This window comes from Salipiger bermudensis (assembly GCF_020171625.1).
Lineage (GTDB): Bacteria > Pseudomonadota > Alphaproteobacteria > Rhodobacterales > Rhodobacteraceae > Salipiger > Salipiger bermudensis_B.
Genome location: NZ_JAIUZY010000025.1, coordinates 1 through 18,776 on the forward strand (window position 1 = coordinate 1; position 18,776 = coordinate 18,776).

Annotated in this window: 17 protein-coding genes; 6 read left to right on the forward strand and 11 right to left on the reverse strand. The window is 63.1% G+C overall.

The window, feature by feature from the left end:
* Positions 1-531: 531 nt before the first annotated feature.
* Together LCM15_RS22195 and LCM15_RS22200 are read right to left on the reverse strand one after the other, a co-directional pair.
* Positions 532-1,707 carry a DMP19 family protein gene (locus LCM15_RS22195; RefSeq protein WP_224860000.1) on the reverse strand — a complete coding sequence of 392 codons (1,176 nt, stop codon included), beginning with the start codon at positions 1,705-1,707 and terminating at the stop codon, positions 532-534.
* A gap of 417 nt (positions 1,708-2,124) precedes the next feature.
* The gene (locus tag LCM15_RS22200; RefSeq protein ID WP_224860001.1) at positions 2,125-2,952 is read right to left on the reverse strand and encodes an oxidoreductase; all 828 of its coding nucleotides are present in this window, start codon (positions 2,950-2,952) and stop codon (positions 2,125-2,127) included.
* Between the two features lie 96 nt (positions 2,953-3,048).
* On the opposite strand from LCM15_RS22200, the gene LCM15_RS22205 reads away from it, so the two are divergent.
* A complete protein-coding gene (locus LCM15_RS22205; RefSeq protein ID WP_224860002.1) occupies positions 3,049-3,939 on the forward strand; it encodes an AraC family transcriptional regulator in 891 nt (296 codons plus the stop codon).
* 308 nt (positions 3,940-4,247) lie between these two features.
* Here the strand turns inward: LCM15_RS22205 and LCM15_RS22210 are convergent, their stop codons facing one another.
* Complete coding sequence (locus LCM15_RS22210) at positions 4,248-5,147, reverse strand: DMT family transporter (protein WP_224860003.1); 900 nt, start codon at positions 5,145-5,147, stop codon at positions 4,248-4,250.
* Between the two features lie 74 nt (positions 5,148-5,221).
* Between LCM15_RS22210 and LCM15_RS22215 the strand changes: the two genes are divergently transcribed.
* On the forward strand, positions 5,222-6,118 hold the full coding sequence (locus LCM15_RS22215; RefSeq protein ID WP_224860004.1) for a LysR family transcriptional regulator: 897 nt from the start codon (positions 5,222-5,224) through the stop codon (positions 6,116-6,118).
* Positions 6,119-6,406: 288 nt separating this feature from the next.
* Here the strand turns inward: LCM15_RS22215 and LCM15_RS22220 are convergent, their stop codons facing one another.
* Complete coding sequence (locus LCM15_RS22220; protein WP_224860005.1) at positions 6,407-7,363, reverse strand: AraC family transcriptional regulator; 957 nt, start codon at positions 7,361-7,363, stop codon at positions 6,407-6,409.
* A 61-nt stretch (positions 7,364-7,424) separates the two neighbouring features.
* On the opposite strand from LCM15_RS22220, the gene LCM15_RS22225 reads away from it, so the two are divergent.
* Positions 7,425-8,159 carry an SDR family oxidoreductase gene (locus LCM15_RS22225; RefSeq protein ID WP_224860006.1) on the forward strand — a complete coding sequence of 245 codons (735 nt, stop codon included), beginning with the start codon at positions 7,425-7,427 and terminating at the stop codon, positions 8,157-8,159.
* 262 nt (positions 8,160-8,421) lie between these two features.
* Here LCM15_RS22225 and LCM15_RS22230 read toward each other — a convergent pair whose 3' ends face one another.
* From LCM15_RS22230 to LCM15_RS22255, 6 genes are all read right to left on the reverse strand, one after another.
* Positions 8,422-8,796 (reverse strand): hypothetical protein, encoded by a 375-nt coding sequence (locus tag LCM15_RS22230; RefSeq protein WP_224860007.1) that lies wholly within the window; start codon positions 8,794-8,796, stop codon positions 8,422-8,424.
* Between the two features lie 231 nt (positions 8,797-9,027).
* Positions 9,028-9,381 (reverse strand): hypothetical protein, encoded by a 354-nt coding sequence (locus LCM15_RS22235; RefSeq protein WP_224860008.1) that lies wholly within the window; start codon positions 9,379-9,381, stop codon positions 9,028-9,030.
* The gene (locus tag LCM15_RS22240) at positions 9,378-11,252 is read right to left on the reverse strand and encodes a TniQ family protein (RefSeq protein WP_224860009.1); all 1,875 of its coding nucleotides are present in this window, start codon (positions 11,250-11,252) and stop codon (positions 9,378-9,380) included. The genes LCM15_RS22235 and LCM15_RS22240 overlap by 4 nt, the downstream gene beginning before the upstream one ends.
* On the reverse strand, positions 11,249-11,512 hold the full coding sequence (locus tag LCM15_RS22245) for a hypothetical protein (RefSeq protein ID WP_224860010.1): 264 nt from the start codon (positions 11,510-11,512) through the stop codon (positions 11,249-11,251). The genes LCM15_RS22240 and LCM15_RS22245 overlap by 4 nt, the downstream gene beginning before the upstream one ends.
* Complete coding sequence (locus LCM15_RS22250) at positions 11,512-12,657, reverse strand: metallophosphoesterase (protein ID WP_224860011.1); 1,146 nt, start codon at positions 12,655-12,657, stop codon at positions 11,512-11,514. The genes LCM15_RS22245 and LCM15_RS22250 overlap by 1 nt, the downstream gene beginning before the upstream one ends.
* Positions 12,658-12,931: 274 nt before the next feature.
* Complete coding sequence (locus LCM15_RS22255) at positions 12,932-13,870, reverse strand: LysR substrate-binding domain-containing protein (RefSeq protein WP_224860012.1); 939 nt, start codon at positions 13,868-13,870, stop codon at positions 12,932-12,934.
* Between LCM15_RS22255 and LCM15_RS22260 the strand changes: the two genes are divergently transcribed.
* From LCM15_RS22260 to LCM15_RS22270, 3 genes are all read left to right on the forward strand, one after another.
* A complete protein-coding gene (locus LCM15_RS22260) occupies positions 13,766-14,881 on the forward strand; it encodes a DMT family transporter (RefSeq protein WP_224860013.1) in 1,116 nt (371 codons plus the stop codon). The two genes, LCM15_RS22255 and LCM15_RS22260, sit on opposite strands and share 105 nt — an antisense overlap.
* A 279-nt stretch (positions 14,882-15,160) precedes the next feature.
* On the forward strand, positions 15,161-15,685 hold the full coding sequence (locus LCM15_RS22265; protein WP_224860014.1) for a TetR/AcrR family transcriptional regulator: 525 nt from the start codon (positions 15,161-15,163) through the stop codon (positions 15,683-15,685).
* Positions 15,682-16,815: an MFS transporter gene (locus LCM15_RS22270; RefSeq protein ID WP_224860015.1), complete on the forward strand. Its 1,134-nt coding sequence runs from the start codon at positions 15,682-15,684 to the stop codon at positions 16,813-16,815. The genes LCM15_RS22265 and LCM15_RS22270 overlap by 4 nt, the downstream gene beginning before the upstream one ends.
* Positions 16,816-17,216: 401 nt before the next feature.
* Here LCM15_RS22270 and LCM15_RS22275 read toward each other — a convergent pair.
* Positions 17,217-18,776: helicase C-terminal domain-containing protein (locus tag LCM15_RS22275; protein WP_224860016.1), on the reverse strand; the 1,560-nt coding region annotated here is incomplete at its 5' end.

The window sequence follows — 18,776 nt, forward strand, 5'->3', positions numbered from 1 at the left end:
TCCGTGTCGCACTCATGAATCGCTTCAATGCCCTCGGCACCGCAGAGATCGTTCGCGTGGCATGAACCTGAAGGGGAAAGGGGACCTCACGTCTCAGGCTGCCTTTCTGCAACAATGCCTTTCGGTAGTTACACCTGGCTCAATTTTGCGATCTGATGCTCTCAGAAAGGTTTTCCCGGAATAACGAAAATGTCTTCTTTGTCCGCGCTGCGGTCATTAAAGCGTCAAGAATGCTGCGCAACGGACGATTGGCCGGTTCGGTGAAGCTGCATCGCGGCATGGCCGTACCCAGCCAAGGTCCGCTCTGGGCCGGGAACGCCCGTCAGCTGACGACGTCACAGGTCCAGAGGGTACGCGAAGCCGCCATTTGCAAGCCTCTACGGCCGCTGCTTTTTCTCGTGGATAATAAAAAGAACGGGGCGTTCCAGCGATCTCTCGGGAACGCCCCGTTCATGGGACTGAATGCTCAGCCGAACAACTATGAGTATCTCTATCTTTTGAATTCCAGACCGACAGGACCGGCCGCGGAAATCAAGGCGTGGCACTGTCAGTGGTCCGGATCAGGTAGTAGTCAAGGTTCCTCTCCACGTGCCGCTCAAGCGCGGCCAGCAAGTCCTTGTCGGCCGCCTCTGTCAGGACATCGAACACGTCAAGATTGTCCGTCCAGAGTGTTTCAAGCTGATCCCATCGCTCTTCCGGAGTGGCGGCCGGCAGTGGGTCGCCCAATTCATCGAGGATCGTCCGAAGCTGACCGGCGGCTACGGTCGCTCCGAGCGTTTCAAGCGCATCGAGGACATCCTGGGCTGCCAGATCCGGCGAGTCTGTCAGGAAGCTGTTGATCCCGCCTCTGTTCGCGCCGCCCATATAGACGGCTGCGATCGCCGCGGCCCGGCGCTCACCTGTGCCGTCGCGGTAGGTTTCGTCCGCGTTCAGGACCAAGGCGTTCCAAGCGGCGATCTTTTCGTCGTCCGTCATCGTCTTCTCCATTCGCAAGGGTGGCTCCGTCTTCTCCATTTCTGACCGTACGCGCTCAAGCTCTGCGCCAAGGGCGCTCAACGGCAAAAGGTCGATCTGGTGACCACCCAGCTGCTCGAACTCCTGAGGTGAGACAAAGTCGATTTGACCAAGCTCCTCCGTCACGCGCACTTCGCCGATGCTGGCATCCAGAAGCAGAAAGCCAGCCTGCACCGCCTGCTCGCGACGAGGACCCGAGAAAAGGTCATGCACAAGCACGATGGCAATAGTCTGGTCATGTGCGGAATAGCCGAATGGCAGAAAGCCGACGTCACGGGCACGCATCGTCGCGATGCCATCGACTTGCAACTCGAATGTGGCTAGGTCGCTACGGGGCTGCCGAAAGGCAATGGCATCGATATTGGGGAATTCCGGTGCGGACTCGACGATCTGGGACACGATCGGAAAGACCAGTTCGATGCCTTCGGCTGACACGATAAGCGCGCCGTTCTCCCCGAGGTCAGACCGGATCTCCAAGGCAAAATCAGGGGTCAGCGTTGCCAGCTCGGCCGATATTTCGTTTAAGCTTTGAGCAAGATCTTCCATGGGAGCTTCGGTCGAAAGACCTTCGACCACAGGCGTCACACTGCGCCAGAACCGGTCTACATCTTCTGCGGGCAATTGTTCTGAAGACGCGAGGTTAGCAGCAAAGAGAAGAACGAAAAGGGCAACAAGATTTTTGAGTTTTTTCATCGGACACTTTGAAAGGCAATTACAATTCTACGGTGAGTATGAGCAGGCTGTTCGTTTTTGCACGTTTGAAGACTGATTTCAGGCGAAAACTTAAGAAACACCAAATGGGCCATTCAGGGCGATGTCAACGTCGGCTTCGTCCCGGACCGCAGACCTCTCGCTCCTAGACGATGCTGCGCGCTCCTGTGAAAGTCCGGTTTGGGGAAGCCGCGCTGCAGCAGTAGTGATCCTAGCGGACGTCCGGAGAGGGCCGGGACCGACGTCGCGCTGGGAAGGACCGAGGGCTGGCCCTCGCTGCGACGCCGCACGGCCGCTTGGAGCCCACACCAGTCGATCTTGCCTTGTACTTCGAAAGGCGACGACGGGCCTGGTGACCGAGCGGCTCCGGGCCCGTAGTGAGTCGTCCGTCGCGTGTCGTCAGCCGTCGGTGGAGCAGGTGACGGCTTCCCAGTCATCGATTTCCTGGAGCATCGCATGAAGCCGCTTGCGCACCAGGCCGAGTGCGTCGCTACCGAGCAGGAGCTGCGGCGGGGGAGTGTCCGACATCACGAGGCCGAGAACGGCTTCGGCCAGCTTATCGGGGTCGCCGAGCTGAGCGCCGTGCTTTTCCTGCCGCGCTTGGCGGATCGGGTCGAAGAGGCTGTCGTAATCGCTGATGGAGCGTTCGCTTCGAACCATGGATCGACCTGCCCAGTCGGTGCGGAAGGAGCCGGGGCAGAGTGCCGTTACATGCACCCCGAATGGCGCCATCTCGCTGCGCATGACCTCGGAGATGCCCTGCAACGCGAACTTGCTACCACAGTAATAGGCAATCCCGGGCATTGTGATCAGACCGCCCATCGAAGTGACGTTAAGGATGAAACCGGCTCGGCGCTGGCGAAACCGGGGTAGAAAGGCCTTGGCCACCGCGACTGCTCCGTAGACGTTGACGTCGAACTGGCGCTGCAACTCGGACAGGGGGCATTCCTCCAGCACGCCCTCGTGCCCATAACCGGCATTGTTCACGAGGACATCGACTGGGCCGAAGTCTGCCTCCGTCCGGCTGACCACCGCGTCGATACGATCAAAATCGGTGACGTCGAAAAGAACCGGATGAACGTCGGGAAGGCGTTCGAGGAGCGAGGCCCGCGCTGCATCGGAGCGGACCGTGCCGATCACCTTGTGGCCAGCTTTCAAAGCCGCGCTGGCGATTGCATATCCGAACCCCGAATTGGCGCCGGTAATGAAGAAAGTCTTGCCTGACATGAGGAGGCCCTCGCTTGCGTGTTTCGATGTATTGACAGATTGTCTCGATCGAACCCGCCGTACACGGCTGATCCTCTCTCATCTTTGTCCGATCCTATGAACTGCAACGATCTCGTCTCCCAAGCGGCAACCCTCGCGCCCCGCGCGGGGTACAACCGCACAACATTGTCCGGCCTTCGCATCCTGCGCTCGGAAGCCGTGCTCGAGGATGTGCCGGTCCTCTACCGGCCCGGCGCGGTCTTCGTGCTGCAGGGCGCCAAGCAGGGCTTTCTGGGCGGGACGGTCTATCGCTACGATGCGGATCACTATCTCGCCGTCTCGGTTCCCGTGCCGTTCCGTATGGCCTCGCAGGCCGATCCCGAACGGCCGCTGCTGGCGCTCTACCTCGAGTTCGACCTGCAGCTGGCCGCCGAGATCGCCGTCGCTCTGGACGCCGTGGGAGGGGCGGCGCCAGCGCAGGCCCGGAGCCTCGTCTCCAGCCCGATGGACCCGCGGATACACGCGCTTCTGGGCCGGACACTTGCCGCGCTCGCGGATCCTCAGGAAGCGGCGATCCTGGGCCATGGGCTGCTTCGGGAGTTGCATTACCGCGTGCTCGTCGGGCCGCAGGGCGGCGCCCTTCGCGCCGCCCTGCGGCAACGGGGCCCCGCGGGACGAATTCTCGAAAGCTTGGGGCGGATTCGGCAGAACTTCACCACGAGCCTCTCGGTGCCAGATCTGGCCACCGCGGCCGGGATGAGCGTTCCGTCCTATCATGCCCACTTCAAGCAGCTGACGGGCACCTCGCCGGTCCGGTATATCAAGGCAATGCGCCTGCACGAGGCAAGACTGATGATTGCGCGCAACCACGGCTCCGTTGCCAGTGTCGCGGCGAAGGTCGGCTACCAGAGTGCCTCCCAGTTCAGTCGTGACTTCCGAAGACACTTCGGGCGGAGCGCGATGGAGGAGGCCCGCTGGATGACGGAGCACCTTGGCGAAGCGCCGTGATCTTCGGCGCTGCTCGGTACTCCCCCTTCCAAATAGATCGACGCGGATACCCGGGGCGAAGGCTCACTAAGCGGATCAGGTACGTGTACGAACGGCAGCAAAGTCCGCTCTGCGGACCTTCGGGGCCCGGACTATGCTGCACGCCGTCAGGAAGGTCCGGTAAGGGGAAGGCGCGCTGCGGCGATGGCCACTCTGGCGAACGGCAGCTCTGGGCCGGAAGTGACATCGCGCTGGGAAGTACCGAGGGCTGGCCCGCGCCGCGACGCCGCATGGCCGCTTCGAGCCCTCTCTACCGGGGCTACATCGGTTCAGGACCGCGTCGGCGTGAGGCGCTTGGTCGTAATACGGCCGATCACGCGCGGGCCGACCAGGATCAGGGCGAGCCCCGCAGCGACCAGACCGGCCGAGCCCAGCGAGAGAGGACCAGCGACTTCGCCCAGGACGAGGACACCGAGGCCAAGCGTCGCGACTGGGATGAGGGCCGGCAGGGTCGCGCCCGCGACAGGGCCCAAAAGCTCGGCCGAGCGGTTGAACGCGTAGATCGCGACAACGCTGACGAGCACGCCCTGGAAGACGGCCTGGAGCAGGATGTCCGCCGCCGGGGCAGTGCCAACCTCTTTAGGGAGCGCGAAAAGGTAGATCGGCAAATAGAAGACCGCGGATCCCACTGCGACAATCGCCGTGGCGGTGAGCGCCGGGACGTCCGTGCGCCGGCTCGTCAGGGCGTAGCCCGCCCACATCACGCCTGTCCCCACGAGGATCAGGTGGCCCTTTGCGATCGCACCGCCCGCGCGGGTGAAGAGCGCGATGCCGAGCGCCGTGACTGCGATACCCATAGAGCGCGCGCCACCGATCCGATCCCCGAAGATCGCCCGGCCCACCAGCACCGAGGCGATGGCCATCACGCCGGGATTTAGGGCTCCGGCCGCGGCGGAGGGCGCCGTGGTCAGCGCGAGCGAAATCAGGAGCGCGTAGGGCGCGCCGAAAAGCACCACCATAGCCCCCGCCGCCACCGGCCCCGCCGGCCCGACCCCGTGCCGCCAGAAGACCGGCAGGAGGACCACGCCTGCCACGCCGAAGCGCAGCATTGTCAGGTCGTATGCGTTGAGCGAGGTGGTCACGCCGAGCCGCAGCATCACCAGCGATCCCGACCAGATCAGGATGGCGGCGGCCGCCCAGGCAAGGCCGATCGGGATACTGCGGGTCATGGGAATTCTCCTGTTGTGATGGACGGGAGATTAAGGGCTGCGCGGTGTTTCGAAAAACGATATGATTTGCACCTATGATGCAGGAAACCGAAACGACGCTGGGCAACCGAACGCTGAAGCTGACCGCTCTGCGCAGCTTCGCGACCATTTGCGAGACCGGTTCGTTCCGGCGGGCCGCTGCGCTGCTGGCGAAATCGCCTTCCGCGGTCAGCCTCCAGATCGCGGGGCTGGAGGAGATGCTGGAGACCCGCCTCTTCGAGCGCGACGCACGGCGGGTCGTTCTGACGGAGGGCGGCGAAACCTTGCTCCGGCAGGCGCGCCAGCTCCTCCGCCTGAACGACGAGACTGTCGCCCTCTTCCGCCGGGAGGCGCTGTCGGGGCGCCTGACGCTTGCCGCACCGCACGACCTGGGCGTCTCGATGGTGCCGGCACTGCTGCAGCGTCTCGCCGAGGCGCATCCGGACCTGCGGGTCGATGTTCGTCTCGGCGCGAGTGCCGACGTCTTGGCGGCCGTCCAGGGCCGCACAGTCAATCTGGCGCTCTTCAACGATGTCGGTTCCCCCGACTTGCCGTCCCGCGAGGTCTCCGGCGAACCGCTCGTCTGGCTCATGCTGGACGGCGGTGGGGCCGTGCATCGCAACCCGCTGCCCATTGCGACGGCGGAGATCGGCTGCGCCTGGCGCGTGGCTGCCCTCGCCGGGCTCGATGCGCAGAGACGAGACTATCGCATCGCCTATGCCAGCGACACGTCCATGGGCCAGCTCGCGGCGCTCCGCGCCGATCTCGCCATCGCGGCACTGCCCCGGTCGCTTGCGACCCGCGATCTTGTCGAGGTCCCACCCGAGCATGGCCTGCCGAAACTTCCTCGGACGCTCGTCCGCATTGCCGATGACGGCAGCGACCTCGCAAAGGCCGCGGCATCGCTCGTCTTCGACCTGCGATTCCTGGACGCGAAACATGCGGCCGCGTGAGACGGCGCGTTCCGATCATTCGCCATGGCTTCGCCCGCGCCGCCCCACCGGGAGTTCTGTCCGCACTGCTGACCTTGAAGCCCTGAACGATGCTGCACGGTGCCACGAAGGTCAGGTATGGGGAAGCCGCGCTGCGGCGATGGCCACCCTGGCGAACGGCTGCTCAAGGCCGTCAGCGCCCGCGGGCCTGGCGTGCCAAGGCGACGGGCCTGCCGCGCCGCCGCAGGTCTGCTTCGAGCCCTTCCGCGACATTGCCGTGAAATGCGAAGCGTGCGTTTGAGCAGATAGTCAAATCCCGCGCCGGAAATTTGCAACCGCTTTCGGAGAGGCGCCAAAGGCGCGACGGAAAGCCTGACTGAAGGCGCTCTGCGACTGGTAGCCGACTGCATTGGCAATCTCGGCCACCGTCGCGGCATCCTGCACAAGGGCCGCCCGCGCCTTGGTCAGACGCCAGGTGCGCAGGTAGGACAGGGGCGGTTGACCGACCCGCCGGGCGAAATCGGCGGAAAAGGCCGCACGGGACATGCCGGCGATACCGGCCAGTTCGGCCACGGTCCACGCGTGCGCGATGTCCTTGTGCAGAGCGGCCAAAGCACGGCTAAGGCGGGGGTCGAGCAGCGCGCCGAGCCAACCCATATCCCTTGGCCCGACCTGCGCGGCATGGGCCCGGATGGCTTCCACCAGCAAGATGTCGGCGAGCCGAGCGTCCACGATCTCGCGTCCAGGCATGTCCCGCTCGATCTCGCCCGACATGAGGGTGAGCAGTGTCGTGACGGTCCCAGAGGCCGACACGCTGTGCGGGATGACGTTGAAACTCGGAAGCATGTCGAGGAGAAAGTCGGCGTTTGCCTCGGCAAAGGTCACGGTCCCGCCGATCGCGATCGTGTCGTCCCCGCTGATGCGCGCGACATCCATATTCGGCCCGTCATAAAGGACGCGACCATCCGTCGGCGTCAGCGCCGGGTCGCTGGCGATGGCGTAGTTGGTGGGTCCGATCAGGCAGACGTCCCCTGCCTGCAGCCGCTGCGCAGGTTGATCGGGAACCAGTATCCACGTCTGCCCTCTCAACAGCGCGACGAACTTGAGGCGATCGACGCTGGGAAACGACAGTGCCCAGTCTCCCGCTGCTTCGATCCGGGAGCGGCGCGTCACGGCCGCGCCCAAGACATCAAGCACGTCCGAAAGCGGATCCAGCCCAATTCTGGACGTTCGCGACAATTTCCTGGAGCGCGTGGCATCGTGCATCTTTCCGTTCTCTCATAGGTCTCTCGCGAGAGGAACCGTTCAATTCGAGAAGGAGATCCCCATGAGTATCGAGGGCAAGGTCGTCGCCATCACGGGCGCGAGCAGCGGAATAGGGTGCGCGACGGCGAAACTGCTTGCCGAACGCGGCGCCCGTATCGTGCTGGGTGCCCGCCGGGAAAGCAAGCTTCAGGCACTCGAGGAGGAGATCACGTCCGCCGGTGGCATGGCCGCCGTCCGGACCATAGACGTGCGCCGACGCGGCGATCTCGAAGCGCTCGTCGCGACGGCCATCGAACGGTTCGGGCGGCTCGACGTCATCGTCAATTGTGCCGGAATTGGCCCGATTTCACGTTTCGACGCCTTACGGGTTGAGGAATGGGACGCGATGATCGACGTGAACCTGCGTGGCACGCTCTATGGCATCGCGGCCGCATTGCCGGTCTTTCAGCGCCAGAGCGGGGGCCACGTGGTCAACGTCATCTCGACCGCCGGACTCAAGATGACGCCGACGATGGGCGTCTATGCCGCCACGAAGAACGCGGTGCGCACGGCGACCGAGGTGCTCAGGCAGGAAGCAGGGCCGAACCTGAGGGTGACCGAAGTCTCTCCGGGGATGATCGCGACGGATTTCATCGAGGGAATTGCCGACGCTCCGACGAAACAGTTGATCGCGGGACAAGTGAGTGAGATCTCGATCTCGCCAGAGGCAATTGCGCGGGGGATCCTCTTTGCGCTGGAACAACCCTCTGATGTGGATGTCGGCAGTATCGTGATCCGCCCCACCGCACAGGGGTGAACACGTAGGACGCCCTGACCAGATCTGCCCGCCAACCGAATATCGCGAGGCGCAGCGAGCGACCGCTCCATCCGCTCTGCCGACCTTGGGCACCTGGACTATTCTGCGCGGTGCCATCAAGGTCCGGTATGGGGAAGCCGCGCTGCGGCAATGGTAATCCTCGCCAATGACCGGTGTGGGCCGGAAGCAGCGGCGCGTCCGGTTGAGGTCCCACACCTGCACAGCAAGCCCCTAGCCGACTCGCGAAGGTCTCGAGGCGAAGTCACTTCTCCGCTGTATCGTCAGCCGCTGTCGAGAGGAGGGCTTCAAAGAGCCCTGGTTCAAGCCAATTCCTGTCGTCCAGAATCTCTGCATCGACAACGCTCTGCTGACGCTTCAGCTCTGTCAGGCCAGCCGCCATGATGCGTGACATGCGATATCCGCCGCGTCGGCATAGATAGACGGAACCTGATCGACCAAGGAAGTGGTATGCGCGGTCGCCCGCATGAACGGTTTGGATGCCTGAGTTTATTCGCCAGGCATCCCCGTCCAGATAACCACCGGACCAGCCGCCTAATACTCTGAACTGAGTGAAAGTTCTGTCCCGCATCGCCAACGAAACTTTCAGGATCACCCAGTCGTCAGGTGAATACTCCATGTGCCGTTTCTCCATAGTGCATTTTCGGTAGTGCGATATCTGGGGGCGTGACACCGCTGGCCAGGTTTGAAGCCCGATGCAAGGAGTGCATCGAGGTTAGCGCTCGGCGTGCCGTGAAACACGGATGGCCGGAGGCTCTTGGGGGCCAGTCTTAGATCGACTGAAGTGCTGGCCAAGTGGCCTGGCCTGTCTCGCAAGTGGTGTGCCTCGCGTGGCGAAGCCGCTCGTCACCTACTTGTCGTCGAACGGAGCCAGGATCGTTCTCAAGAACTCATATGTCTCTTCCGCCACGTCCTCCGCAGCTGAAGCAGGCAGGTCGTGATACCAGAACGACATTGGCAGGGTTTCCTGAATCCAAGCGGGCTCCGCGTAGGTGTTGTGGAGACGAGCGATAAATTCCGCAAACTCGGCCTCATGGGCTTTGATGGCTTGGCTCCGGGGGCCAGTAAGTTTTTCGCAGTGGACGAAGACAGTGCATTTTTCGCCCAGAACCAGCGCGTAAATGCATGGGATCTGATGAGCTTCGCAGTAGTTGGCATGATCCGTCACATCATGGCGGTCATATGTCGTGATGAGGTATTTCATTCCCCGTCTTTCTCCTTGTTTTGTTGGCTTCTTGGTTTCGTGGAGGGAAGGTCAGCTGCGATAGCGACATCGCGCTCGAAAACCGCGCCGTAGTCCTGCCCGTCTGGACTGAAGGGCTCGATCCCCGCAGCCGCCAGCTTGGGCCGGAGCGCCTGCCAGGGCATGCCAAGCTCGACGGCCAGGCCGCGCAGGGTCACGAACCGCTCATGGAAAGCGGCGAGATCGCCTGGTGCCAGGAAGCGCTGCCGCGCATTGGTCTTGGGGTGTCGGCCTTCCGTGGACGGGATATGCCCTTCGCGCACCAGCCGCATGGCGGCGGAGCGTGTCAGACCGCACTGGCGGGCGAAGACATCGATACTGAGACCCGGCGCCTCGGGGCGATCCAGAAGGCGCTCGATCTCACCTTTCGTGACCACGATGCTGGCGTAGCCATCACGGTTGGTGTGCCGACCGATCCGCTGAACCCTGCCGCCCTCGAGCAGTTTCAGGACCATGCCTGGGGAGACCTTCAGGCTTTGCGCGGTCGTCGGGATGTCATCCCAGCCGTGCATGGTCACGTAGATCGGCTCGGCACCGGTCAGCAGGCTTTCCAGATGCAGGTGCGCGGCACGGATGTCCCAGAGTGGCTTGTGATCTCCACCGTCGATCGCGGGCGGGAAATGGCCCTCTTTTCGCAAAAGCTCGAACTGCGAGCGGGACATGTTCAATGCTTCCTGGAAGTCCTTTGCGGACACCAGGGTGTTGATCCGGTCGAGATGTGGCTGCGCTGCCCTGGCATCGAACAGCTCCCACTGGTCATCGCGGCCGGTCTCGGCGGGCCGGACGAGATCGACATCGACCAGCAGCTTGCGCAGGCGCCGGGGATCCATGCCGAGTTCGCGCGCGGCGGTGCGGACCGAGTGGACCTTTCGCTCCAGCACAGGCTCTCCCATGAGGTCGTCGCCCGGACCTAGCGGCCAGGTGCTGGCGATGTGGTCGCGGAGAAGCTCCCGGAAGGGTGCGTAGGCCTCGCCCAGGAGGTCGAATGCGAGCCTGTCGTACAGCGCGCCGTACTTCTTCTTGGGGCCGTCGGTCGGCTCGCCAATGGTCTCCTGCAGCTGCATCAGGGTATCGCGGACCGTCGCTTCCCCTTCGGTCGCGAAGCGGAAGCCCATCTCGAAGGACATCCAGGCACGTTCCGGGCCGAACTTCTTCCACTTCGGGAACCTGACCGCCCAGATGGCGCGGCCGAGCAACTCGCAGAAATGCGCGGCGGCGTAGAGGTCGAACTGATCCAGCCAACTCTCCGTGGGGGTGCCCTTAAGGCGGGCCTCGATCCATTCATCGAACGGGTTGGGGGCGCGAAGCTCCTTGTCCAGTTTTCCGGCCCATACGCCGGGCGCGATCTCGGCCAAGCGAGCGGCAGCGTCGTAGCGCCGGCTGACATTGGCCTCGGCCCATAGCGGAACGAGAGGATGGTGATGCTTCAGGCAGAGTGTCACAGGCCGGAAGAGCCAGTGGCCCCTGATGTACATGTCGCCTTCAAAACTGTCTGGGGCGGCTTCCGCATCCTCCCGCAGACAGGCAGGGCAGCCCCGGACGGTGCTTTCCTTGATGGCCTTGGCATGAAGGCGATTGCCGCGGAACTCATGCTCCCGGTTCCCTAGGTAGCGCGGCGACCAACGCCGCAGCTCCTCGACATCAGTCGCGCTGAGATCTGCCAGACGGGCCAAGGCTTCGGGCTTGCCGTCGATCACCTGGCTGAAAGACAGTCCCATGTCGGTACAAAAGCCCGCAGTATCGACGCCGTTCATCGCGGCGAGGCGCGATACGAAGGAGAAGGCAGTTTCCCGATCCTGGAGATCGGGCGCGAGGGGGAGTGGTGTGGTCAACGCGGCGCCTCGTGGTCTTTTGCGTCTTTCTCACCAGGTTCGGCCTCTTGCGCGCGAGAGGGCCTCGCGTCGGGGCATTGATCCTGATGAGCGTAAAGCAGGTGGCCGGGGATCGGCAGGGCGCTTTCGACGAAGCGTTTTACGCGCTGCGGATCAGGTTCAGCCGAGCGCGTGGTCTGCCGGTAGGCGATGACGACATGAACAAGGCCAACCAGACAGACCAGTATCCCCGAGATCGAAATGATTGCATCAAACGGCATCATTCAGAACCTGGCCGTGTCTGGCCGAGCGCGACGGTGACATCGTTTGCGTAGTACGCGTCTCCATCCGGCACGACAGGGCAGGCGCATCCCCTCAACGCGTGGCGCAGAAAGGTGCCCTTTGAGGGTGTGAGCTTGTCCACCAGCACAGGAACGCCGGTTTCGCTGCACCGAAGCGCGTACTCGAAGTCTCGCTCGAGTCCCTGTCTATCAGCCGGCAGGTCCCTAAGCTCACTCGGGGGTTGCGTGGCCAGCGCCGCCGCTATGAAGCAGACCTCCGCCAGGTCATCCTCGTCGTCGCCGTGATCCTCCTCCGGGTAGCCGATCGAGATGTTCTGAATGCGTGTCCCAGCAACCACGGAAGACAGTCGTCGGTGTGAATGACCGAAGAACCAGGTGTCGATGTCGCTCCGCTCGAGGACTTCGGTCAGGTTTGAGTGGAAGGCTGGCGTGAGACCATCGATTGGGCCTGCGGCGGACGGGTGCGGGCCGTGGTGCGTGACGACAAAGGTCCTGCCATTGCCGGCGAAATGTGGGGTCGCCAGTCTTTCTTCCAGCCAAGCGCGGTGTTCTCGATGCACGGCGATTATGTCCTCAGGTGTAACCGGGACAATGCGGCGCGGCAGCACCTCGTTCGGATCAAGCCACTCATGACCAGACGCTTCGGTGGAGATCATGTCGAAGTCGCGCATGAACCGGCGTGCGTAGTTCTTGGCAGCCTCCTGATCCCCCAGTAGCTCGAAGTCGGTCCAAAGCGTGGCGCAGAGATACCGGTCGCCACGATGGCGGAGTTCGGTCTTCTGCGCGAACCAACTCCCGCTGGCGTGAATCAGGTCACGGAGCCGGTTCTCGTCGTCCAGCCGCCCAGAATAGTAGTCATGGTTTCCGGGGACGACGTAGATGCGATCGGCGGGCACATAGCGGGTCAGATAGGCGAGCGCGTCCTGCAGAGACGGACCGAAGGTGTCGGACAGGTCACCCGCGACGATCAAGGCATCGACGTTTTCCCCGAGCAGCCGATCTTCGAGGCCATGAAACTCGAGCGGGTTACTTCCATGCCAAAAATAGGACTTGAGGTGGAGGTCGGCCATTACTGCGACCGCCCCGCCATTGTCCGGGATTTCGATAACGGTGGGGGCGGCCAACATAGCCTCCGATGAATTCGAGCGAGTTTTGACCCACAGAGAGCGCAGGCCGCGTCACGGCTGATCGGGAGGAGTTGGAATGCTCGCCTCGCTCAGTCGAGGGTAAAGATGCTCTTAAGTTGGATGGATTGCAAACCGTTGATAATAAATGGTTTTTCTCAACGTTCCTGGCAGCCCCAAGCCCCTGGATTCGCTGGACTTAAGGCCTCAACAAGTTTCTTTTTCGCAAAAGACTCGAGGCCGTCATTCATCCAGACCGCAGAATTCTGGGCGGCTAGACATCAACGGTGCGGGCGGAGCCGCCGTTGGCGGGGCTTTCGGTCAATTTTTCTCGGAGCCACGAGAGCAGTGCATCGGTCTCCGCATGGTTGCCGCGGCGAGTGCCGCGGAAGACCGAGATCTCTGTCGGGCTGAAGACCGCCTCATCGCAAAGCCTCACGAGCTTGCCGTCTGCGATGAGCCCACTTACCGTGTTGCGCCAGCCGAGCGCGATCCCCTGACCTGCGACCGCCGCCTGTAGCACCAAGGGAAAGCTGTCGAAGCCGGTGATCCGCGCGCTTTTCGGCATGGGGCGTCCGACGGCCTCGAACCAGTCCGGCCAATCCATCCAGTCCTGCGGCAGGACCCGGTGCGACAGCAGCGGGTATCGGGCCAGTCCCGCAGCAGGAAGCGGTAGCGCTCCGGACGGCACGAGGCCTGGGGCGGCCACGGGAAAGATCTCGTCCGAGACGGTGAAGGCCAGACGCGCCGAGCCTGCAGCCCGGCCGGTCGTCTGGATCGCCACGTCGAAGGGCTCGGGTGCCGCCGTCAGCGGCGCCAGGGCGCTGACAACCCGCACCTCCAGACCGGGATGGCGTTCGTGGAAGCCCGCAAGGCGCGGCATGAGCCAGTAGAAGGCCTCGCAAAGCTGGCAATGCAGGACCAGTCCCGTGCCGGAGGGGCCGCCGCGCAGGCGCGTCGTCTCGGCTGCTATATCGGCGAGGGCCGCGCCGACAACCTGTCCGTAGGCGCGCCCGGCCTCGGTCAGGAAGACGGCCCTGTTGCGACGCTCGAAGAGCCGCAGGCCGAGATCCGCCTCCAGGGCGGCGATCTGCTTGGTCACAGCGGTTTGCGTCAGACCGAGTTCTTCGGCGGCGGCGGTGAAGCTTTCATGTCGGGCGGCTGCTTCGAAGGCAGGGAGCCGAGACAAGGGTGGCAGCGAACGGCGATCCATTCCAAATCCTCATACATTGGCGACCCATTCTCATTTTATGAGCGAAACAGCCCGTGGTTTCCATCGCGTATGGCATGGAAATCCGATCACATCCCACCTCCTGGCGGGACCACACGCGGCATCATCGCGATCCTCGCGGCGGTTACGCTTCTGTCCTTCTCCGACGCATTGGTGAAGATGAGCGGAGACAACTTCGGGCTGGCACAGCTGGTCTTGCTGCGCTCGACCGTTGCCGCAGTGCTGCTCGCCGCCTGGCTCCTGCCCATGCATGGCCGGTCGAGCCTTCGTCTCACCCGCCGCGGCTGGGTCTGGGCGCGTAGCCTCTGCCTCGCGGCCATGTGGCTGAGCTATTACGCAGCGCTACCGGCCATGTCCTTCGCGCTCGCCGCAGCGTGCTACTACACCGCGCCCGCCTGGATGGCGCTACTGGGGCGCGCCCTGCTGGGCATGAAGGTCGGTGGGCGCGGATGGACGGCCGTGGCGCTGTCTCTTGCCGGGGTGCTACTGGTAGTGTCGCCCTCGACCGACACCTTCACTCCTCTGCTGCTGCTCCCGCTCGCAGCTGCCGGCTTCTATGCTCTGGCCGGGCTCATCACCTGGAGCCGGTGCCAGGCGGAAAACCCGGGCGCGATGGCCTTTACACTCAACCTCTGTCTCGTTTGCGTGGCCGCCGCAGCGCTCCTCCTACTGTCGCTCTTTCGGCCGCGCGGCACAGAGAGCTTCATTCTGGCGCTCTGGCCAAGGCTCACGCTCGCGGACTGGAGCCTCGCATTCGTGCTCGGATGTCTCTTGGCAGTGATTGCCACGGCAGTCGCAACGGCCTACCGGCTGGCCCCGACGCCGGTCGTCGGTGTTTTCGATACCGCCTACCTGGGCTTCGCGGCCATCTGGGGCGCTGTCTTGTTCGGAGACGTCCTCACGGCCCGGGAAACCCTCGGGATCGCCCTGATCGCGTGCAGTGCAATCCTCATGAGCGGCGGGCGACAGGAACGGAAAGACCATTTCTCCTGATCTCGACGCTCAGTTGGGTTCGAAGCGGGCCTGCGCCACCGCAGCCGGCCAACTCGCTCGGTTGAGTCGGCCTGCCGGGCAGAGGCGGCCCTGATCTGCCGTCCACCGGTTGCTCCATCGCTGCGGCGCGGCTTCACCGAACCAGACGCTCGCACACCGCACAGCACTTGCACCGCCCTGATGACGCCTGCGCTGACAGAGCGGACCTCTGGTCCTACCGGCTTGCAATGTAAAACGATCGTTTTACATTGCGGTTCAATCACGCCAAAGGAGGTTCCCATGAACGTGACCAGCAAACTCACCGCCGCCGCCGAGCGGCTCTTCGATCGGCACGGCTACATCGCCACTGGCATGGACCGGCTGACGGAGGCTGCGGGGATTTCGAGCCGCACGCTCTACAAGCACGTCGGCAGCAAGGCCGCGCTCATGGCCCGCGTGCTGACCGAGCGCGACCGGCGCTTCATGGCCCGGATCGACGTGCGGACTATCGACGCCCTGTTCGCAGCTCTCGAGGACTGGGTCCGGGTGGAGGGCTGCCGGGGCTGCCTGTTCCTGCGCTCGCGCGCGGAAACGGGGGGTGACACGCCGGAGATCGCCGAGGCGGTTGCGCTGCACAAGGACGCGTTCCATGAGCGGGTCGGTGAGGTCGTCGCAATGGACCTCGGACGCGAGGACCCGGCACTCGCAGCGCAGGTTGTGGTTCTCTTCGAGGGCGCAACCCACGCGGCTGTCTATCGCGGAGCGGATGCCGTCTCCGCGGCTCGGGCGGCGGCGGCCGTCCTGCTTGAAAGGGCGCGCGCATGAGCCCGGCCCTTCGCATCGGCGCGACCGGCTTCGCCGTCATCGCGGTCTGCTACGGCTTTGCCCGCTTCGCCTTCGGCCTGTTCCTGCCGCAGATCGACGGCGAACTGGGCCTCGGCCCCTCCCTCGGCGGCGTGATCTCGGGCGGCTCCTTCGCCGGCTACTGTGTCGCCATCGTGGCCTCGGCCCTCCTGACCGAACGTCTCGGCGCGCGCGCCGTCGCGACAGGCGCCGCCCTCGTCGCGGCGATCGGGATGGCGGGCATCGCGCTCGCGCCATCGCCGCTGATCCTGGCCATCGCAGTTGTGGTTGCCGGATCGAGCACGGGCCTCGCTTCCCCGCCCATGGCTGCCGCGGTCGCCGCTGCAGTCGGCAAGAGCCGGCAAGACCTGACGAACACAGTGATCAATGCGGGTGTGAGCGCGGGCGTGGCGCTGTCTGGGCCAATCGCGCTTGGCCTCGCGGGACAATGGAGATTGGCCTTCGGGGCTTTCGCCGCCGTCGCGCTGGTGCTGGCCGTCGCGTCCGCGATCTCGCTTCCTGCCGCCTCGGGCAGCGGTCGTGCAGGTGGCCTTCCCCCGATGACGGGACCGGTCCTGCGGCTGATCTCCGCCTCCTTCCTGATGGGGGCCGCGAGCACCGCGCTATGGTCCTTCGGGGGCCAACTCGTCGCGGAGCAGATGGGCTGGGGGGCGACCGGAACCGGCCTTCTCTGGAGCTGCATGGGCACCGGGGGACTGGCCGGAGCCTGGGCCGGCACGCTCGTTGGCTGGCTCGGTCTCGATCGCGTCCACTGGGCCTTTCTCAGCCTGATGGCAGCCAGCATCCTCTCGGTCGGCTTCGGCCTCGGCCCGATCCCCACGCTCGTCGGAGGAGCCGTTTTCGGTGCGGCCTACGTGATGCTCACGGGGGTCTACCTCATCTGGGGCACTCACGCCCTACCGGACCGGCCTGCAACCGGCCTCATGGTCGGCTTCCTGACCATTGCCGTGGGCCAGACCGTCGGCGCTCCTCTCTTCAGACTTCTCTTGGCGGGGCCGGGCGTCGCGTCTGCCGTCATAGGTTTCGCCGCCCTCACGCTGATCGCCGGGGCATTCCGGTCAGGGTCGGCGGTCAATGGCTCAATTGCGTAGCCCGGGCGCGAGCGGAACTTCCTCGAAACGTCGTGGAAGGGCTCGGAGCAGTCATGCGATGGCGCAGCGGGTCGGGCACCTGACAGACCGAAGCGGCCGTCACTCACGGCCCCCACCTGCCTCTCATGCCTACGATAGCCTTTGCGGTGCGGCGTCACCAAACCTGCCATTCGCCATGCGTGCAAAAAGCGGCGGACAGCGATGCTCTGCATGGCTGGATGGAAGGCAACATTCTTCCGATATTAGTGAAGGTCAGTCTTGGGGCCGGAAGATATGGATTCCGTTATCTTCCGGCCCTTAAATAGACAGCTCACCAATTAGGTCAACCAGTTCTACTGATCGTTTTTCGAAGTCATTCCACGACGTTTCCAGCCCTCACCAAGGTGTTTTGCGGCAATATCCTACTTAACCTCACGTGAAAAACTATTCACCAACAGGTCGGCCTGCAAATTGCACGACGTAAGAAGTGACGCGATTCTCTCTACATTTCTAATCGCACTTTCATCGGTGGCCAACGCCTGCACGAAGGATTTCAACGCATTGTTAAAGTTCTTAAGGTCCTGTGGATTTATCACGCGAGTACCCGGCGGGACGGAAGCAGTTGCACCCGCTTTGGCGTGGGGGTGGATTATAATCGGTGTCGCTTCGGCGGCACCGTAATGACGTCCAAACCAAGTCATCGACTGCTGGAGTTGTCCTAAATCTTTTTTGGCGATGCCATCTTGGCTCTGCACGCCATTTTTGCATTCGATAACCGCGAAGCGATCTTCGAATAGGTGCCACAAATTATCGGGCCCCTCTCCATAGAGCTTTTCTGGGCGTTGACTCGAAAGACCTATCAATCGCGCAGCGTCATCGATACCTTGCTCGAACGGCTCAGAGGTGTCGGGGCGGAAACGGAGATCTTCAGCAAGCGCATCTACAAAGCGAACGCGATCATACGCTTCCAAGAGCGTCAGCAGGTACTGCTGGGATGCTTCAGCCTGTCGGATCTCACGACGACTCAATGCATCATAGTCAACTCCAGTCAATGGGCGGAGAACTTGACGATTGTATGTTCTTGCCTTCACGAGCCTGCCTTGAGCCGCTGTCGGATCGAAATTCTGACTATGGAGCGCCTCTCTGACAAGCAGCCACGCTTTTAGTCCAGGATCTGCCGCCTGCTGGACCTGTGAGTGAACTTCTTCAACAGCCGCTCGATCATTATCTAAACTCGCCAAGTCGAAAGCTTGACGAAGTGCGACCGAGGTTGCGTCGAGCCTCAAATTTCCATCTGGACGAATCGAAGCCCGAGCCCGGCGGCTTCCCTCAGTCCAAACTTTTTTACGCTCAAGACACAGCATCATTGTTTCGCGGAGATCGGTTGTAGACCCCCCCTGCGATTGAGCAGCCAACTTCTGAGCAATGTCGATTTGGGCACGCGTTGCATTCGACAACAATGGTTTTCCCTCAGTCGAAAGTAGCCTCTCTGTCAACCGCGCACCCAAGAGCAAGACAACGCAATAATCGTCAACAGAGCGGACGCCTCGCCCCATTCCCTGTTCGATCCTCTCGACCTGACGGCGTAGTCCTACTGTACCATTACCCAAAATTACGTTATCCACTCGTTCGACAAGAGAGTTAGCTTCCGGCAGTCCGTCAATGACGAGGACACGGCAAGCGTCCTGTGGAAGGTCTACTCCATCATAGCGGTTAACAAGGATTACGAGGCCCACGTGACCAGCCCTCAGCCGTGCTACTCCCGGCGAAACCTCGTCCCCGATCAAGACCTCGTTAGCAACATCCCGCCAGTCATCCGCCACACGTTTAGAAGGCACGATGACTACGCAGTTGCGTTCTGATGGGCATTGTTGCAGAAAGGCAGCCTGAGACGTGAGGTCCCCTTTCCCCTTCAGGTTCATGCCACGCGAACGATCTCTGCGGTGCCGAGGGCATTGAAGCGATTCATGAGTGCGACACGG

Bases quoted from the DNA above. Each gene is read 5' to 3' on its own strand.
- LCM15_RS22255 (WP_224860012.1), bottom strand. From the start codon at position 13,870: ATGGATCGCCGTTCGCTGCCACCCTTGTCTCGGCTCCCTGCCTTCGAA.
- LCM15_RS22235 (WP_224860008.1), bottom strand. From the start codon at position 9,381: ATGAAATACCTCATCACGACATATGACCGCCATGATGTGACGGATCAT.
- LCM15_RS22215 (WP_224860004.1), top strand. From the start codon at position 5,222: ATGATGCAGGAAACCGAAACGACGCTGGGCAACCGAACGCTGAAGCTG.
- LCM15_RS22270 (WP_224860015.1), top strand. From the start codon at position 15,682: ATGAGCCCGGCCCTTCGCATCGGCGCGACCGGCTTCGCCGTCATCGCG.
- LCM15_RS22230 (WP_224860007.1), bottom strand. From the start codon at position 8,796: ATGGAGTATTCACCTGACGACTGGGTGATCCTGAAAGTTTCGTTGGCG.
- LCM15_RS22265 (WP_224860014.1), top strand. From the start codon at position 15,161: ATGAACGTGACCAGCAAACTCACCGCCGCCGCCGAGCGGCTCTTCGAT.
- LCM15_RS22200 (WP_224860001.1), bottom strand. From the start codon at position 2,952: ATGTCAGGCAAGACTTTCTTCATTACCGGCGCCAATTCGGGGTTCGGA.
- LCM15_RS22195 (WP_224860000.1), bottom strand. From the start codon at position 1,707: ATGAAAAAACTCAAAAATCTTGTTGCCCTTTTCGTTCTTCTCTTTGCT.
- LCM15_RS22225 (WP_224860006.1), top strand. From the start codon at position 7,425: ATGAGTATCGAGGGCAAGGTCGTCGCCATCACGGGCGCGAGCAGCGGA.
- LCM15_RS22220 (WP_224860005.1), bottom strand. From the start codon at position 7,363: ATGCACGATGCCACGCGCTCCAGGAAATTGTCGCGAACGTCCAGAATT.
- LCM15_RS22245 (WP_224860010.1), bottom strand. From the start codon at position 11,512: ATGCCGTTTGATGCAATCATTTCGATCTCGGGGATACTGGTCTGTCTG.
- LCM15_RS22205 (WP_224860002.1), top strand. From the start codon at position 3,049: ATGAACTGCAACGATCTCGTCTCCCAAGCGGCAACCCTCGCGCCCCGC.
- LCM15_RS22210 (WP_224860003.1), bottom strand. From the start codon at position 5,147: ATGACCCGCAGTATCCCGATCGGCCTTGCCTGGGCGGCCGCCGCCATC.